Raw genomic sequence first — 17916 nt, forward strand, 5'->3', positions numbered from 1 at the left:
TATTTTACTGTGTATTTGAGAATTATAGGTTCTTCGCCTTATCTACCTTTTCTTTGGTAAGCGCAAGTTCCAAAACCTCGCTCATTTCTGTCACATAGTGAAATTCGAGCCCTTTCAAGTATTCGGGCTTGATTTCCTCAATGTCACGTCTATTGGCCTCACACAACAAAATTATCTTGATTCTTGCGCGCTTGGCTGCGAGTATTTTCTCTTTGATGCCGCCAACAGGAAGCACTTTACCTCTCAAGGTAATCTCGCCAGTCATGGCAAGGTGTTGCTTGACTTTGCGCTGGGTAAATAAAGACACCAATGAAGTAAGCATGGTCACACCTGCACTTGGCCCATCTTTTGGTGTGGCGCCTTCTGGCACGTGAATGTGCACGTTATATTTTGAGAACACATCTGGATCAATACCAAATTCTTCAGCATTTGACTTAATGTATTCCATGGCAATCGTCGCCGATTCCTTCATGACCTTTCCAAGGTTACCTGTAATGCTCATTTCACCCTTTCCTTTAGATAAAATGGATTCGATAAACAAAATATCCCCACCAACCTGTGTCCAAGCCAAACCAGTGACTACACCAGCAACGGCATTATTTTCATATTTATCGCGCATCAATTTTGGAGAGCCCAACACGTCAAGCACGTCTTGATTAGTGACTTTTAGATTATAAGTCTCCTCCATTGCAATATTTTTTGCAGCATGTCTTACCATTTTGGCGATTTGCTTTTCTAAACCTCGCACCCCAGACTCACGAGTGTAGCCTTCCGCGATTTTCTCAAGCTGTGGTTTGGCAATTTTCAAATGTTTCTCTGTGAGCCCGTGTTCTTTCAATTGCTTCGGAAGCAAATGGCGTTTCGCAATCTCCACTTTTTCTTCAATGGTGTAACCCGTTACGTTGATGATCTCCATACGGTCCATCAATGCTGGCTGGATATTATTGAGTGTATTTGCAGTTGCGATGAACATGACTTTTGACAAGTCGAAACCCATTTCCAAGAAATTATCATGGAATTCGCTATTCTGCTCGGGATCCAAAACCTCCAGCAACGCGGAAGAAGGATCGCCCTGATTGGAATTGGACAACTTATCGATCTCGTCCAACACGAAAACGGGATTGGAAGTCCCAGCCTTTTTGAGGTTTTGAATGATTCGCCCTGGCATAGCGCCAATGTAAGTTTTCCGGTGTCCGCGAATTTCTGCCTCATCGCGCAAACCACCTAAAGACATGCGCACGTATTCTCTGCCCAATGCTTCAGCAACGGATTTCCCCAAAGAGGTTTTACCAACACCTGGAGGGCCGTAAAGGCAAAGAATTGGCGATTTCATATCATTTCTCAATTTCAAGACCGCCAAATATTCAATGATGCGTTTTTTCACATCGTCTAAACCGTAATGGTCGCGGTCCAGAATGCGCATGGCACGTTTGAGATCAAACTTATCTTTACTGAACTCGTCCCATGGTAAATCCAAAAACAAATCCAAATAATTGCGCTGTATGGAATATTCCGCCACCTGCGGATTCATACGTTGCATTTTGGAAAGTTCCTTATCAAAATGTTTTGATACTTTCTCGTCCCATTTTTTCTTTTTGGCGCGAACACGCATGTCTTCGATCTCCTCACCCGAAGACACACCCCCACCCAATTCCTCTTGGATGGTTTTCATTTGCTGGTGTAGAAAATATTCGCGTTGTTGCTGGTTCATATCACTTTGCACCTTGGATTGAATATCGTTTTTAAGTTCCAGTTTCTTAAATTCGGTATTCATAAACTTCAAGGTTGCCAAAGCACGTTCCTTTAAGTCGTTTATCTCCAGCAGTTTCTGTTTTTCGTCTACGCTAAGATTCATGTTGGAAGACACAAAATTGACCAAGAAGGAATTGCTCTCAATATTTTTTATCGCAAAGGAAGCTTCCGAAGGAATATTAGGGCTATCCTTTATGATTTGAAGTGCCAAATCCTTAATAGATTCAATTATTGCAGAAAACTCTTCGTTTTCCAAAGCAGGTTTTGCTTCAGGCACATCCTTGACCTTAGCGGTTATATATGGTGTTTCTGAAATGACTTCTTCGATTTCAAAGCGTTTTTTACCTTGAATAATGACGGTTGTATTGCCATCTGGCATTTTGAGTACTTTCAAAATGCGGGCAACCGTTCCCGTCTTAAAGATGTCTTTCGCTTCAGGGTCTTCAATAGTCTCATCCTTTTGCGACACCACACCAATGGTTTTTATACCGTTATTGGCATCGTTGATGAGTTTGATGGATTTATCACGACCAGCAGTAATTGGGATAACCACTCCAGGAAACAGCACAGTATTACGCAAAGGCAATATGGGCAATGAGTCTGGAAGGAGTTCTTTGTTTATTTCTTCTTCATCTTCGGGTGTCATTAACGGGATCAATTCAGAATTTTCATCAAATTCCTGAAATGACAAATTGTCAAGACTTAAAAAATTAGATTTCGCCATAGTATATTTTTAGTCAATCTGTCATCAATAAACAGATATCTTTAGTTATAATTAATTTCAAAAATTGCTAAAACCCAGTTATCCAGTGAAATAACACATAAAAGCAATTATTTACCTTTATAGGTTTCCAATAGTTATGCCATTCACATTTAATGCCTAAAAAGTTTTTTATTGATAAGTGTAACAAGTTTAGCGATTTCACATCTTAATAGTAAAGCAATTGTTTTTTGACACTAACCCATCAAGATATTTCGCAGCTTATACTGCATTGTAAAAATGGCGACCAGCAAGCACAGCTGGAGGTCTACAATCGGTATTACAGAGCGATGTTCAATACAGCATTTCGCATTGTAAAGGATCGGTTTGAGGCTGAAGACATTATGCAGGATTCCTTTCTATCGGCCTTTACAAAGTTAGAGAGTCTTAAGGAATTATCGACATTTGGAGCTTGGTTAAAACGAATTGTCATCAATAATAGCATCTATCATTATAAAAAGAACAGCAAATACCGTGATGTGCCTTTGGATGAGGTCATCTACAAAATAGAAGATGATTCCCAAGGTTTTTGTGAAGATCATGATTTTTCCAATCTGAAGGCGCAGCAAGTTTTAGCAACCATGAAATCACTGAAGGCTAATTATCAAATGAGTCTAAGCCTGCACCTTATTGAAGGTTTTGATTATGAGGAAATTTGTGAGATCATGGATATTTCAAATGCGAATTGTAGAACCATGATATCAAGGGCAAAAGAAAAATTAAGGCAAAAATTGGAGGAAATGGCAGATTTTTGAAATTCCGTACGGGTCAGTCGCGACTGACCCGTACGGCGCGGATTGCGAATATTTTGATTGGAATTTGGAATTTAAAAAAAGATGATGAAAAAAGATAATATAAAGGATTTATTTAAAAGACTGGAAGGAGGGTTTGACGTAGAATCTCCCAACGAAGGCCATCAGCAACGGTTTTTGGATAAGCTGAACGAAGTTTCAAAAGTTCAGGTTTTACCAAGTTCGAGTACATTTAATTTCTGGAAGCCTTTATTGGCAATTGCCGCTTCACTTTTGATAGGGCTTGCAATTTTTACAACGCTGGATAAAGAACCCGCAATTGACGGACTTGCAAGTGTTTCTCCAGAATTATCTGAAACCCAAGACTTTTTCAATGCGGCTATTTCACAGGAACTTAACAATTTAAATTCAAAACGCACACCAGAAACTGAAGCACTCATAAACGATGCCCTGAAACAAATTTCACTTTTGGAAACCGATTACAACAAACTTAAAATGGACCTAAAAGAAAGTGGCAATGATAAACGTGTTGTCTATGCCATGATCAGTAATTTTCAAAATCGCATTGAGCTGCTTCAAAATGTGATGGCACATATTGAAGATGCCAAGAACATGAGTACCGAAACACCTAATATTTTATAGAAAACAGATGAAAACAATTATCTCATACCAATTTATTTTAGTGCTTTTTTTAGCACCCATGTTTCTGTTCGCAAACCACGAACGGGATTGGAACGGTAAACATTCCGAAGAAAAAATCATAAAGAAAGAATTTTCAGTTTTAGCAAACGCCACCTTAAAAGTGGATAACAGCTACGGAAACATTAACGTGACCACTTACGAAGGCACTCTGATTGCCATAGAAGTACATATTAAAACCAATGGCAATGATGAAGATAAGGTGCGACAGAAATTACGCGACATCGACGTTGAATTTACCGCATCAAGTGCTTACGTTTCAGCAAAAACGCTTTTCAGCAAAAGTAAATCCAATTCTTGGTGGAACTGGGGACGTGACAATAACGTGAACATGGAAATCAATTACATCATCAAACTTCCCATTAGCAATAATGTGGACCTCAACAACGACTACGGAAGCATCTCCCTAGACCGTTTGGAAGGTCGTGCAAACCTCAATTGTGACTACGGAAAGATAACAACCAAAGAATTGATGGCCGATAACAATAACATCAGTTTCGACTACTCCAACAGTTGTTATTTTGAATACATAAAAAGCGGAAAAATCAATGCAGATTACAGCAGTTATACCGTTGCAAAAACCAAGAATTTAGCAATCACTGCAGATTATACGAAGTCTGAAGTGGAGATTGCCGAGAACGTGGACTACAATTGTGATTATGGATCTGTAAACATCAATAATGCCAATAATGTGAATGGCAATGGTGATTATTTGACCGTAAGACTGGGCAACATCTATAAAAATGTAAGTCTTAGAGCAGATTACGGTTCCATAAAAATTGATAACATGACTGCCAACGCGGGCAACATAGACATCGAATCAGATTATAATGGCATTACCATTGGCTACGACGAGGCATACGATTTTAGTTTCGATATTGATTTGGAATATGCCTCACTGCGGAATGCAGAGGAATTTCAGTTCACAAAAAAGCGGGTTGAATCGACAGATAAATACTACCAAGGCTACTACCGAAACGCCAATAGCAGTAACCGAATTAGAATTAAGAGCGACTACGGAAGTGTGACCTTCAAGAAAAATTGAGGGATCGGCCACGCCGTAAAGGTCAGTCGCGGCTGACACATATAAAAAAGTACAAACGGGGTCAATCGTGACTGACCTATAACAATCAACTAAAACCAACATTATGAAATCACTTATTTTAGCATTGGCAAGCTTAGCCACCTTTAGCTGCGCACAAGGAAAATGGGGCAACAACGCCATTAAAGGTAACGGCAACTTGAAAACCATTACCAGAACCACATCAGATTATGACGCTATTCACTGCGCAGGATCTTTTGATTATATCTTGGTTGAAGGCACTGAAGGAGACATTAAAATTGAAGGAGAAGAAAATCTTTTGGAATATATCATTACTGAAGTACAAAACGGAACACTGAGCATCACAACCGAAAACAACGTAAACTTAAACACCAGCACGAATAAAGGCATTAAGATCACGATTCCGTTTAAGGAAATCACTGAAGTGTCTTTATCAGGGTCTGGAGATTTATGGAATACCGATGTTATTGATACCAATAATTTAAGCGCTTCCATTTCAGGGTCTGGAGATGTTGTTTTGGAAATCAAGACCACTTCTGCAAAGGCTAGGATTAGCGGTTCTGGAGATTTGACCTTTACAGGCACAACAGAAAAACTGGAAGCGAATGTGACAGGCTCTGGAAATTTTCACGGGTTTGACATCAGGTCGCAAGACGTCAATGTTTCGGTAACGGGCTCTGGTGATGCAGCTGTTTTCTCCACTAACAAGCTCATAGCACGCGTCACAGGTTCTGGAGATATTGAATTTCGTGGCAATCCTAAGACCGAAGACACTAAAGTTACAGGATCTGGGAGTATTGGAAAATAGTCATCTATTTCAGATTAAATCACGGTGCGAAACACCAAAAAAAGCGACAGATTCTAAATCCCGTCGCTTTTTTTTATTTGTTCTTAAAAACTAGTGCTATTGCTTTGTAAACACAAAAGTTAGATCTTCAGTCACTGTGATTGTAGCATCGGCATTGCTTACCGTAAATCCATTTGGCACAAGAGTGGAAAGGCTGTTTCCGTCAATTGTGTAATTATAAGATTGCTCGGCAATGATCAATGTTAAGCTGTTTCCAGATTGTGTCCAAGTAAAATCGGTGTTTTCAACTTCAGCAATACAATCTACGGTATAGTCATAGGTATTGGTTGAATCTGTCTCAAGTTGCACATCAAAATTGGCATAAGACGTACTCATGGACACACCTGTACCACCGGCATTAAACACCAACGTCTCATCGGTATAACAATCAATTTCATCTAAAAAGTTAGTGCTTTCCTGCGCGTCATTATTCAAATCGATGGGATTTTCTCCCATCCAAGCTGTTAATTTCCAAGTCCCTTCAACCTCGGCATTTGGCTGGTTGCTATTAAAGCAATCACCCAAGGCCTCTATTTCAGATTGGGTCCCACCATCATTGCCACATTGCACAATAAGATTCTCTAGAGCTGCTTTGTATGCATTGCATAGTTGGGTGTAATTTTCAGCTGTCGCATTTGAAAAGGCAGACTGTGTAACGCCCACTGCTGCCGTTGCAGTTGCGCAATCATCTGGTTGTGTGAATTCGGTACAATCACCAAGCGTATCCAGAATAGCTTGTAAATTACCATTGGCGTCGTTACAAGCCAAAATTTGCGCTTGTAAAGCCGATTTATAATTTGGGCATACAAGCGCATAATTATCAATATTTGCGCCTGTAAAATTCAAGGCTGCTTGTGTAGTATTTAGAGATGCCACCTCACACCCGGCGACACCATCTGTATTGAAATCCCCCTCAAAAGACTCATTTTCACATGCAACAGCGGTAAATAACACCAGGCAAAGTAAGGCACTTGCGATCTTTGTAAATGAAATTTTCATAGTTTTTTTATTGATTACAAACATACAGTTTTAATTTAAACATTTTCCCGAGGCACTCTAAACAGCAAGACAATACCGATTAGAAAGAAGACAAAAAGAAATAGAATGGCATTTCGCATACTCCCGGTTACTTGGTCTATGGTTGCAAAAATGACCATCCCAATTACGATCCCAATTTTCTCTGCCACATCAAAGAAACTAAAATAGGAGGTCGTGTCTTTGGTTTCTGGTAGAAATTTAGAATAGGTGGATCTTGCCAAAGCCTGAATCCCGCCCATCACAAATCCAACGGCAGAGGCTGCGATATAAAATTGCATTGGCGTTTTCATGAAATAGGCATAAAAACAAAGCCCCATCCAAATGAAATTGACCACGATCAAGGTCTTTATATTTCCAAATTTGGCAGACGCCCGAGAAGTCAACACCGCACCCAAAATAGCAACGAGTTGAATTACCAAGATACTGGTGATCAATCCAAAACGCTTGGCGTCTGGACCTCCCCAAGCAATTTCTTCCTCACCAAAATAAACCGCTACCAACATAATGGTTTGCACCGCCATACTGAACACAAAAAATGCCGCCAGATAGCGTTTCAATCTCAAATTTTGCTTAAGTTGAATCCATACCAATCTTAGCTCTTTCAAGCCATTGAATACGATTGCCTTTGTGACTTTTTGACCTTTAGAACTGCCTTTTGGCAAGACGTAGAATGTGTACTGGCTGAATAGAATCCACCAGATACCAACAGTTATAAAAGCAATACGCATGGCTTCAAAAGAGGCCTCGTTCTGTGCGGCTGCCATGGCTTGATCAATTTCGGCTTGGGTGCCGGTGTTGGTTATGGTTTCAGCAATACTCACATCAAATCCAAAAAATTGAGGCTGCATTACCATTGCAAGGTTGAGAAGCAATAAAAGAACACTACCCAAGTAGCCCATACTAAACCCTTTGGCGCTAATACGATCCTGCTGTTCTGGATAGGCAATATCTGGCAAATAAGAATTATAAAACACCAAACTACCCCAATATCCCAGCAACCCCATAAAATAAAACAACAAGCTTATATGGATGTTTTCCAAACTGAACCAATACAAACCAATACAGCCAATACCGCCGAGATAACAGAAAAACTTCATGAAATTCTTCTTATTACCCACATAATCTGCAATACCAGAAAGTATAGGGGATGAAAAGCTCACAATCAAAAACGTAAACGCTGTAACATAGGTAATGAGTGCTGTGCTTTTAAAAACCATCCCAAAAGCTGAGACCTGTTTTTCAACCTGATCCACAAATAATGCCGAATAAAAAATTGGGAATATCGAAGAAGCGATGGTCAAGGTATATACTGAGTTTGCCCAATCGTAAAATGCCCAAGCATTTAGCAATTTCTTACTTCCTTTTTTTGGTTGATACATAGGTGCTTTAGCTGGCTATTAGGTTTTTGATGAAACTAAATGGTTTGAACAAGACATCATAACTTTGGATTCATCAAATAAAAAAGCTGTTCAAATCAATGAACAGCTCCGAAAATACTATATTTTTTAGTCTTGACAATTAAAATTTACCTAAAGGTCTAAACGAGGTAACCCCGAATTTTTTCGCTTCAGCCACCGCTTTAGATGCCAAACTTTGCAAGTTTGAGATTCTGGTCGCATTGGCTGGGTGAGTGCTCAAAAACTCCGGAGGCGCTTGCCCACTGCTTTTTGCATCCATCCTTTTCCATAATTCGGCAGCTTCATCTGGGTCATAACCCGCAATCGCCATCAAATAAAGACCAATTTTATCGGCTTCTGTCTCATGGTCACGGCTAAAGGGCAACATTACCCCTACATTGGAGGCAATACCAAACGCTTGATTGTAAAGTGCTAGATTCTCATCATTAGCCAAGGCAATATTTCCAGCCACCGCTACGCCTTGTTGAATATATGCAGCACTCATGCGCTGCTGTCCATGGTTGGCCAAGGCGTGAGCTACCTCATGCCCCATAATGGCTGCAATGGCCGTCTCATTTTCAGCAACGGGTAAAATACCGCTGTAAAAAACAATCTTCCCACCAGGCATACACCAAGCATTTACTGTATTATCGTCCACTAAATTATACTCCCATCGGTAGTCCTCTAAATAGCCTTGATAGCCGTTGGCATTTAAGTAACGTTCTGCTGCTACGGCAATGCGTTGTCCAACCCGAGTAATCATTTCAGCATTTGCGGTGCCTTTTATGACTTTGCTCTCTGTTAAAAACTGATTATATTGGGCAAAGGCCGAAGGAAACAACGAGTCATTCGGAACAAGGGCCAAGGTTTTACTTCCCGTAAATGGATTTGTAGCACAAGACAAAAACAGCGCTAGAGTTACTGTGGCAACTATGTTATTTTTCATATTCATGGTATTCTATTTTTTTAACTAAGGTAATGTACGACATCAACTGTTCTGTCTTAGCCCAAACAGATTTAATGTTATCACAATTAATATACCATTTGAATTATTCTGTTTTTCCTATCAAATGCAATTGTGAGAATTCCTTATCTATAGTCATCTCAGAATTACCGTTTTTAATGAGTTCTTTTACCGGAATCACCACGTTATCCACTTGAATCTCTTCGATTTCAAATGGCAACCCGTGCAACTTGATTTCAAAATTGCCATATTCAGCGTCAAACTTGCCTTCTTTATGCTGTTGAATGATCAATTCATTAGGCTTACCTGTTAATTTGAATGTTCTCAAACTGTAGCGTCCCTTGGTGTAATCATAACCATCATGCGCATCATCATATAGTTGTGAGACTTCCTTACCTTCCTTATAATACACTTCTAGGGTAACGGTTTCTATTTTCTTTTCCCCAACATATTGCTGTATAGGATACTTCGGTATTACGGCCCCTTCCTTTATATAGATTGGCATTTCTTCAATATCGGCATCGACCCATAGCTCCAAACCTCCTTCAATTATAGAATCATCCCAGAAACTATACCAATTTCCATTTGGAACATACATACGGCGCCCCTTGGCATTAGGCTCCAAAATAGGACAGACCAAAATTTGGTTCCCAAACACAAATTCATCGGTTCTATAATGGGTGTGCACATCTTCTTGATCGTAGAGTACGAGTGATTTTAAGATTGGCGTGCCATCTTCGACATAATTCCAAAACGTGGTGTAGAGATAAGGGAGCAACTGGTATCTAATTTCAATGAATTTACGCACCACATCAGTCACATTCTTCCCAAAGGCCCAGGGCTCTTGGTCACCATGGTCTCCAGAAGAATGCACCCTAAAAAAAGGATGAAAAATCCCAAGCTGTACCCATCGTGTAAACAATTCGCCCTGAGGTTGCTCTGCAAATCCGCCAATATCACTGCCGGCAAAGCTAAAGCCACTCATGGCCAAACGCTGCGCTTGTACATTGGCAATCCACAGGTGTTCCCAAGTGGCCACGTTGTCTCCCGTCCAGGTTGATGTGTAACGTTGGGTACCAGAATATGCTGCTCTGGTAATTACAAATGGGCGTTTTGGGTAAGCAAACTTTTTGAGCCCTTGGTAGGTTGCCCTTGCCATTTGCATCCCATACACATTGTGGGCCTTTCTATGGCTACAACGATTGCCATCATATTCATGGCGCACATCATCTGGAAAAGTTTTGTTGGGCACTTCCATCACTGCAGGTTCATTCATATCGTTCCAAACGCCTTTTACACCTATATCTTCAATGAGCTCTTGAAACAAGCCAGCCCACCAATCGCGCACTTTAGGATTTGTGAAATCTGGGAAATAACACTCACCAGGCCAGACCTTCCCTTTCATGTAAGGGCCATCGGCACGTTTACAGAAATAGTCGTTTTCCAAAGCTTCCCTAAATACCGAATATTCTTTATCGATTTTAATACCTGGATCGATAATGGCAACGGTCTTGAACCCGTCATCAAGCAATTCCTTGACCATTCGCTTTGGATCTGGGAAGTAATCCTTATTCCAAGTAAAACATCTAAAACCATCCATATAATCAATGTCCAAATAAATGGCATCGCAAGGGATTTTAAGTTTTCTGAAGTTGTTGGCAATGCTCTTTACCTTTTTCTCAGGATAGTAGCTCCATTTACATTGATGAAAGCCCAAGGCCCACATAGGTGGCAACAAATGTGGTTTGCCGGTAAGGTCGGTGTAACTTTCAACGACTTCTGTCATCTTTGGTCCATAGATGAAATAATAATTCATCTCACCGCCCATAGCCCAGAAGCTGGTCACATTGCGTCGTTCTTGCGCAAAATCAAAAAAGCTTCGGAAGGAGTTGTCAAAGAAAATCCCATAGGCCTTATTATGATGCAATCCCGTATAAAAGGGAATGGACTTATAGATTGGGTCACTATCTTTGCCGTAGGCGTAAGAATCGGTTACCCAATTTTCAAAACGTTTCCCCTTCAAGTTGATGTGGCTAGGCTTATCGCCCAAACCATAGTAACTCTCACCATCATTGGAAACCTTGCTCATTTTCACGAAGTTGCCACCATGAACGTAACTTTCTTCCCAATGAAAGCCAATCTCATCTTGATTGATAAGTCTTTTGTCCAACACATCGTAAATTTGAACCCCCAAATTCAACTTAGAAATATGGCACTCCAATTTTGATGTGGTAATTTTATAAAAAGTTTTAAGCTCTTCAATCTCAAGATGATTGTAACCTGTACTAGCATATTTTGTTATGGCATAAGAAAAATCCTTAGTGAACGTACCAGTGGTTGTATAACGAAACCGAAGCACGCTGTCACGCAATACCGTTACCTGAAGCACCACGTCATTATCGGTTGAGAAATAAAGTCGGTCAACATCCTTTCGAAAACCAATGATTTTTGAAGGTGTCAAATTTCCCTTGTGTTCTAACTCTGTATTTGTAATCATAAGTTCAGCGAATTGATAAAAAACATGCAAAAAAACGGAAAAAACCCGAGTTATAGAAAAAATCCCAACCCAAGTTATCAGTTATTGTCAACTCAAACGTTTTCGAAAGGCCTGTAAATCACGAAAGCAGGATTGGGAACTCAATTAAATCTAAAGTTTGCTTGTTTTATAGCACTTCCACTATCTTTGAAAACTACTGTAGTAATTCAAATTTAATTGCACTGAAATCAATAAAAATGAAAATAGTCTTCGCCACCAACAATCCCAATAAACTAAAGGAAGTACAATCGCTCATACCCAAAAAAATTCAACTTTTGAGTCTGGAGGCTATTGGCTGCACCGAAGACGTTCCAGAGACCCAAAGCACCATTGAAGGCAATGCCAAGCAAAAAGCAGATTACATCAAGACCCATTATGGTTACGATTGTTTTGCAGATGATACGGGTTTAGAAGTTGAGGCCTTACATGGCGAACCAGGCATTTACAGTGCACGATATGCCGGGAAGCAGCGTGATGCCAATGATAATATGGACAAATTGCTCAACAATCTCGAAGACAAACCCAATAGAAACGCACAATTTAAGACTGTGATCGCCCTGCACCTCAGTGGAAAAACAAAAACCTTTACCGGCATCTGCAAGGGAGCAATCACGACCGCAAAACGTGGTAAGGATGGTTTTGGTTACGATCCCATATTTAAGGCGGAAGGCTTTGACCAGACTTTTGCAGAAATCTCCTTGGCTGAAAAAAATGAGGTTGGCCATCGCGGTAAAGCGGTAAGGCAATTGGTAGCTTATCTTACAAAACTATAAGTAAATGAGATTTCTGCGGAAACCAGCAGGAACTATACGGCAGTGGATGAATTAATAGTTCCCGCAGATTTCGCAGATGGACGCAGAAAGAGAATCGCCCTATACCGCAGCGGAAAAACAAAACCCTTTACCGGCATCTGCAAGGGAGCAATCACGACCGCAAAACGTGGTAAGGATGGTTTTGGTTACGATCCCATATTTAAGGCGGAAGGCTTTGAACAGACTTTTGCGGAAATCTCCTTGGATGAAAAAAATGAGGTTGGCCATCGCGGTAAAGCGGTAAGGCAATTGGTAGCTTATCTTACAAAACTATAAGTAAATAAGATTTCTGCGGAAACCAGCTATGTAAAAAAAATCCGAGAACAACAGCAGGAACTAAATGGCAGCGAATGAATTAATAGTTCCCGCAGATTTCGCAGATGGACGCAGAAAGAGAATCGCCCTATACCTCAGCGGAAAAACAAAAACCTTTACCGGCATCTGCAAGGGAGCAATCACGACCGCAAAACGTGGTAAGGATGGCTCTTTACAGTTATATTTAAGCCATTATGCAAATTTGATAAGTTCGAAAAGCGAGTTATTTTTTGAAAGTTATTCAGTCGAGATCCTTACCAATTATTCTAATAATCCTAAAGGTCAAATATCTTCTATATCTAAAACAAATAGTAAGGGACAAACTGAACAAAAAGATGTGCGATATGCACATGAGCAATACAGTTATGTTCGAGATAAAAATATGCTATTAGACACCTATGAAACTAAGATAAAAATTGATAACGAGATAATTGGAATTGAGCGTAATATTTGGGTAAATTCAGGAGGTAAAATTTATGTTAATAAGAAATTAGCAGGCCCTAGCACGAACCAATTGCTGGTCAATGGAGAAACAACTTACGTAGATAACTTTGGCAATTCACTAGAACTGAATAATGGAAAGAACGTTTTTTCCTCGAGCTTGAGGGCATACGCCAACCTTTATGAAGTAGCTTCAGTAGTCAATGCAAAATACATAGATGTAGTAAACGAATTAGATATCACTTATGCCCAACTACAAAACCTGAATACTTCAGTTCTCAAACTAGAATTAATGAAATTATATAATCGCTTACCAAATGCCATGTTGAGTTTAACATTTTACGATGATAGCGGTAGGGTCATTAACCGAGTCAACGAACGTCAAGAAGAATCTTACATTTATTATGATAACCACGGAAGGGTTGATTACATAACTGACGGTTATGGTAAAGTTCTTGAGAAAAAAGAGTACAACTTTAATAATTAAAGTTAAGCATTAAACATTTCTGAAAGTAAGTTTCTTATTGAAACATCCTTTTTCTTATTTTTGAATTATGTATCGTTCACTTTATATATTGATAATAGTTTCTTTATTTCACTTTTCGGTCAAGGCCCAAGGCGAAACCAATATTTGGTATTTTGGCTATAACGCTGGATTGGATTTTGGTTCTGGTACACCAGAGTTACTTCTCGATGGCGCACTACATACTGATGAGGGCTGTGCAACAATTTCTGACCCCGATGGAAATTTATTGTTTTATACGGATGGTGTTACAGTTTATAACCGTATTCATGAAGTGATGCCTAACGGAAATGATTTACACGGTAGTTTCTCAAGTACACATTCTGCGATTGCAGTTCCAAAACCAAATGATTTTGGTAAATATTACTTATTTACAGTTGATGTTGTAGGTAGCGATGGGGTGACTACTAAAGGGCTTAAGTATTCTATAGTTGACATGGCTCTTAATAGCGGTTTTGGCGATGTGACCTCAGCTAAAAATATCCCTATGGAACCAATGGTTAAGGAGAAAGTAATAGCCGTATTAAATGCAAATGAAACGGGTTATTGGGTTGTTAGCCACCGTCATAATTCAGATGAATTTATAGCTTTTGAAATTACCGCTGGGGGAGTAAGTACTAGCCCCACAGTAAGCGCAGCTGGATTCAACATGGGTTATTTTGGTAATTCTGGTCAAATAAAAATATCTCCTGATGGCAGTCGACTTGCAGTAGCTGGAGGCGGAGAAGTGCAAATTTTTGATTTTGATAATGAAACTGGGCTTATTAATAACCAGATGACCTTAGATAACAGCGTAAACTCTTACGGCGTTGAATTCTCACCAAATGGAAATTTACTTTATATAGGGTTCTACGGTGGGGTCTATCAGTTTGATTTACAGAGTAACAATGAATCAGATATAATTGCTTCCAAGATTACACTGAGTAATATTTCCAATATAGGTTATGCATCTCTTCAATTAGGACCAGATGGAAAAATATATGTTGCTAAAACGTTGCAATATCATTTGGATATTATCCATAATCCAAATACTCAAGGAGTAGGGTGCGATTATGAGGAGGAGGGCATTTTTTTACAAGATCGCAAATGTATGCTGGGTTTACCCACATTTATACAGTCATTTTTTAACGTGAGCTTTCAGGCTAATAACAGTTGCGTTGATGAGCAGATACAGTTTAGTATGAACAACTCCCAAACTTTTGATTCGTTAATTTGGGACTTTGGCGACGGTACAACCTCAACAGAAGAAAACCCAACCCATACATACGAGACTGCTGGGGATTATGATGTCTCATTATCAGTAACCTCTGGTGCGGACAACTCAGTAGATACCAAGACCATCAGCGTTTATGAAATTCCCGCAGTTGCTCCGATAGTAGAATTAAGACAATGCGACGATGACCTAGATGGTTTTAGTAGCTTTAATCTCGAGGAGGCGAATGCGGAAATCTCTGTGAACCACTTAAATGAAATAATTACATACTACGAGTCGGCATTAGATGCAGTGAACGCCAGCGATCCGATTCAAAATAGTTCAGTCTATCCCAATGATATTGTTAGCGCCGATACAATTTGGGCAAGAGTAGAAAACACCAATGGCTGTTATGCCATTTCTCAAATCGATCTCATGGTTTCTACCACACAAATACCAAACACGTTTACAATGGATTTTTACCAATGCGATGATGGTGCAGATGTTACAGATGGTATTGCAACCTTTGACTTCAGCTCGGTCAATACTGAAATACAGGCCTTGTTTCCAACAGGTCAACAACTCACCATCAATTACCACAGAAACCAAGAAGATGCATTGGCTGAAATGAATCCAATTGACGACATTAGCAATTATCAAAATATAGGCTATCCTAGCTTACAGGATATTTTTGTACGAGTAGAAAATGCAGATAATAATGACTGCTTAGGATTGGGGCACCACATAACATTACATGTCGAAAGCATACCAATTGCCAATACCGTAGAAGCCCTAAAATTATGTGATGATGATGGCAATGGGACACAAGCGTTTGATACTTCAAATATTGAGGCCACTTTACTGAGTGGTCAAACCGATGTTATAATAAGCTATACCGATGAAACCGGAAATGCCTTAACAAGCCCATTGCCAAATCCCTTTGTTACTCACTCCCAAATTATTACTGCAAAGGTTACCAATACCACATCAAAAGATCCAGATGGCGCTTGTTTTGACGAAACACAAATAAGCTTTATTCTCGACGCTGCTGCTATGGCCAATCCTGTTTCAAACTTTACCGCCTGTGACACCGACAATGACGGCCAATTTGCATTTGACACTTCAGGTATTGAAATCAGCGTCTTAAATGGGCAAACAGGAATGCTAGTTAGTTATAGTGATGAAAACGGAAACACTTTGCCGAGTCCTTTGCAAAATCCGTTTCTAACAACTTCCCAAACCATAACAGTTCGCATTCAGAATGCTTTAAGCACCTTTTGTTATGACGAAACCTCAATTAATTTTAGGGTTAGTGAACAACCAGAAGCAGGCATCATCATGGATGATTTGGTTTGTGATGATGCTAGTAATGACGGAGTACATACGTTTACCTTGTCCAATTACGACGCACAAATTCTAAACGGGCAAGATCCAGATGTGTTTAGCATTCTGTATTTTGACGATAGTTCAAATGCCAATGCAAATATCAATGCGCTGCCCGATAATTATGTTGTAGATACCACCTCAAAAACCATATATGCAAGAATTCAAAACAACAGTAATACCGATTGTTTTGATATAACAAGCTTTGAATTGGGCGTTCATTATTTGCCACTTGCCAATGCACCAGAGCCTGTTCAAGTTTGCGATGACCAGAGCAATGATGGTATGGAAACAATTAATTTGAACGAACAAAATACAGCTATTTTAAATAGTCAATCAACATCAGATAATGTGATTTCTTATCATCTATCTTTAAATGACGCGGAAGCGAATGCAAATGCCCTAAATACAGATTTCATGAACACTGAAAATCCACAAACCATTTATGCAAGGCTTGAAAACGCACTTTTCCCAGATTGTTTTACGACCAGCTCTTTTCAAATTGAGGTCATGGAGCAACCCGTTCTATTGATGGATGACCAATGGCCGATTTGTGAAGGTAGCACGGTTGAATTGGTTGCTGATGCTGGATATGATGAATACTTGTGGTCAACAGGAGAAACCACACCGTCCATAACTGTCGATACCGAAGGAACCTATGACCTAACTGTTACCAATGTTTATAGAGATTTACGCTGTGAAACATCAAAAACACTTACAGTTGTAAAATCCAACATAGCAACTATTACAGAAGTTGAGACTTCAGATTGGTCTCAAGACAATAATGCGGTCATTATTTTTGTTGATGGCAATGGGGACTACGAGTTTTCATTAAATGGATTTGACTACCAAGATTCCAATGCATTCAATAATCTTGACATTGATGACTATACGGTATATGTTCGGGATAAAAATGGTTGCGGAATTGTAAGTGAGGAAATTTACCTATTGTATTACCCGAAATTTTTCACTCCCAACAATGACGGTTATCATGATTTCTGGCAGCTGATCAATTCAGAAAAAGAACCTCAAAACCGAACATTCATTTATGACCGCTATGGCAAGTTGATCAAGCAACTAAGACCTGACGGACTAGGATGGGACGGCACCTTTAACGGGAGACCACTACCCAATAGTGATTATTGGTTTACCTTGGAGCGTGAAAATGGTAAAAGTTATAGTGGGCATTTTAGCTTGAAAAGATAATTAGGATAACCACTATTTTTGAACCGGTAAATTTCGACATTGAAGTCAAAAAAAATGTTCTATTTATCAATCACTTTACGGCTACCTAAGCTTACTAAAACAGCGCTTTAAAATTTTTATTTCTACTGAAAAGCCGTTCATTTCTAAAATCCCCGCGATAACGATGGAGCAATTGTTGGAGCTCTTTTTTGCTTGACCTTGCTTCGATTTTTCCCAAGGACTTTGAAAGCAAAAAA

13 protein-coding genes are annotated in these 17916 nt (G+C 39.6%); 8 read left to right on the forward strand and 5 right to left on the reverse strand.

Annotated features, from left to right (window positions below; translation table 11 throughout):
• Nucleotides 1-22: 22 nt before the first annotated feature.
• Entirely contained in the window at nucleotides 23-2476 is a 2454-nt protein-coding gene (lon, locus tag ESY88_RS08345) for an endopeptidase La (RefSeq protein WP_147087961.1), read from the reverse strand.
• 227 nt (nucleotides 2477-2703) lie between these two features.
• On the opposite strand from lon, the gene ESY88_RS08350 reads away from it, so the two are divergent.
• The 4 genes from ESY88_RS08350 (at nucleotide 2704) to ESY88_RS08365 (ending at nucleotide 5834) form a co-directional block, all read left to right on the forward strand.
• Nucleotides 2704-3267: an RNA polymerase sigma factor gene (locus ESY88_RS08350; RefSeq protein WP_147087962.1), complete on the forward strand. Its 564-nt coding sequence runs from the start codon at nucleotides 2704-2706 to the stop codon at nucleotides 3265-3267.
• An 84-nt stretch (nucleotides 3268-3351) separates the two neighbouring features.
• Nucleotides 3352-3906 (forward strand): hypothetical protein, encoded by a 555-nt coding sequence (locus tag ESY88_RS08355; protein ID WP_147087968.1) that lies wholly within the window; start codon nucleotides 3352-3354, stop codon nucleotides 3904-3906.
• Between the two features lie 7 nt (nucleotides 3907-3913).
• A complete protein-coding gene (locus tag ESY88_RS08360; protein ID WP_147087963.1) occupies nucleotides 3914-5008 on the forward strand; it encodes a DUF4097 family beta strand repeat-containing protein in 1095 nt (364 codons plus the stop codon).
• A gap of 103 nt (nucleotides 5009-5111) precedes the next feature.
• On the forward strand, nucleotides 5112-5834 hold the full coding sequence (locus ESY88_RS08365; protein ID WP_147087964.1) for a head GIN domain-containing protein: 723 nt from the start codon (nucleotides 5112-5114) through the stop codon (nucleotides 5832-5834).
• A gap of 96 nt (nucleotides 5835-5930) precedes the next feature.
• Here the strand turns inward: ESY88_RS08365 and ESY88_RS08370 are convergent, their stop codons facing one another.
• From ESY88_RS08370 to ESY88_RS08385, 4 genes are all read right to left on the reverse strand, one after another.
• The gene (locus tag ESY88_RS08370; protein WP_147087965.1) at nucleotides 5931-6872 is read right to left on the reverse strand and encodes a lipocalin family protein; all 942 of its coding nucleotides are present in this window, start codon (nucleotides 6870-6872) and stop codon (nucleotides 5931-5933) included.
• A 35-nt stretch (nucleotides 6873-6907) separates the two neighbouring features.
• Nucleotides 6908-8290 carry an MFS transporter gene (locus ESY88_RS08375; RefSeq protein WP_147089852.1) on the reverse strand — a complete coding sequence of 461 codons (1383 nt, stop codon included), beginning with the start codon at nucleotides 8288-8290 and terminating at the stop codon, nucleotides 6908-6910.
• Nucleotides 8291-8429: 139 nt separating this feature from the next.
• The gene (locus ESY88_RS08380) at nucleotides 8430-9260 is read right to left on the reverse strand and encodes a M48 family metallopeptidase (RefSeq protein ID WP_147086510.1); all 831 of its coding nucleotides are present in this window, start codon (nucleotides 9258-9260) and stop codon (nucleotides 8430-8432) included.
• Nucleotides 9261-9357: 97 nt separating this feature from the next.
• Nucleotides 9358-11769: a glycoside hydrolase family 31 protein gene (locus ESY88_RS08385; protein WP_147086509.1), complete on the reverse strand. Its 2412-nt coding sequence runs from the start codon at nucleotides 11767-11769 to the stop codon at nucleotides 9358-9360.
• A gap of 236 nt (nucleotides 11770-12005) precedes the next feature.
• Between ESY88_RS08385 and ESY88_RS08390 the strand changes: the two genes are divergently transcribed.
• From ESY88_RS08390 to ESY88_RS21800, 4 genes are all read left to right on the forward strand, one after another.
• Nucleotides 12006-12581: a non-canonical purine NTP diphosphatase gene (locus ESY88_RS08390; protein WP_147086508.1), complete on the forward strand. Its 576-nt coding sequence runs from the start codon at nucleotides 12006-12008 to the stop codon at nucleotides 12579-12581.
• Between the two features lie 42 nt (nucleotides 12582-12623).
• Entirely contained in the window at nucleotides 12624-12896 is a 273-nt protein-coding gene (locus ESY88_RS08395; protein WP_223270769.1) for a non-canonical purine NTP pyrophosphatase, read from the forward strand.
• 64 nt (nucleotides 12897-12960) lie between these two features.
• On the forward strand, nucleotides 12961-13863 hold the full coding sequence (locus tag ESY88_RS08400; protein WP_147086506.1) for a hypothetical protein: 903 nt from the start codon (nucleotides 12961-12963) through the stop codon (nucleotides 13861-13863).
• Between the two features lie 67 nt (nucleotides 13864-13930).
• Entirely contained in the window at nucleotides 13931-17680 is a 3750-nt protein-coding gene (locus tag ESY88_RS21800; protein WP_147086505.1) for a T9SS type B sorting domain-containing protein, read from the forward strand.
• Nucleotides 17681-17916: the final 236 nt, after the last annotated feature.

It is taken from the genome of Subsaximicrobium wynnwilliamsii, from assembly GCF_007997225.1.
Lineage (GTDB): Bacteria > Bacteroidota > Bacteroidia > Flavobacteriales > Flavobacteriaceae > Psychroserpens > Psychroserpens wynnwilliamsii.

Excerpts from the sequence above, each read along its gene's own strand:
- lon (WP_147087961.1), bottom strand. The coding sequence starts at position 2,476 with ATGGCGAAATCTAATTTTTTAAGTCTTGACAATTTGTCATTTCAGGAA.
- ESY88_RS08355 (WP_147087968.1), top strand. The coding sequence starts at position 3,352 with ATGAAAAAAGATAATATAAAGGATTTATTTAAAAGACTGGAAGGAGGG.
- ESY88_RS08360 (WP_147087963.1), top strand. The coding sequence starts at position 3,914 with ATGAAAACAATTATCTCATACCAATTTATTTTAGTGCTTTTTTTAGCA.
- ESY88_RS08365 (WP_147087964.1), top strand. The coding sequence starts at position 5,112 with ATGAAATCACTTATTTTAGCATTGGCAAGCTTAGCCACCTTTAGCTGC.
- ESY88_RS08370 (WP_147087965.1), bottom strand. The coding sequence starts at position 6,872 with ATGAAAATTTCATTTACAAAGATCGCAAGTGCCTTACTTTGCCTGGTG.
- ESY88_RS08375 (WP_147089852.1), bottom strand. The coding sequence starts at position 8,290 with ATGTATCAACCAAAAAAAGGAAGTAAGAAATTGCTAAATGCTTGGGCA.
- ESY88_RS08380 (WP_147086510.1), bottom strand. The coding sequence starts at position 9,260 with ATGAATATGAAAAATAACATAGTTGCCACAGTAACTCTAGCGCTGTTT.
- ESY88_RS08385 (WP_147086509.1), bottom strand. The coding sequence starts at position 11,769 with ATGATTACAAATACAGAGTTAGAACACAAGGGAAATTTGACACCTTCA.
- ESY88_RS08390 (WP_147086508.1), top strand. The coding sequence starts at position 12,006 with ATGAAAATAGTCTTCGCCACCAACAATCCCAATAAACTAAAGGAAGTA.
- ESY88_RS08400 (WP_147086506.1), top strand. The coding sequence starts at position 12,961 with ATGGCAGCGAATGAATTAATAGTTCCCGCAGATTTCGCAGATGGACGC.
- ESY88_RS21800 (WP_147086505.1), top strand. The coding sequence starts at position 13,931 with ATGTATCGTTCACTTTATATATTGATAATAGTTTCTTTATTTCACTTT.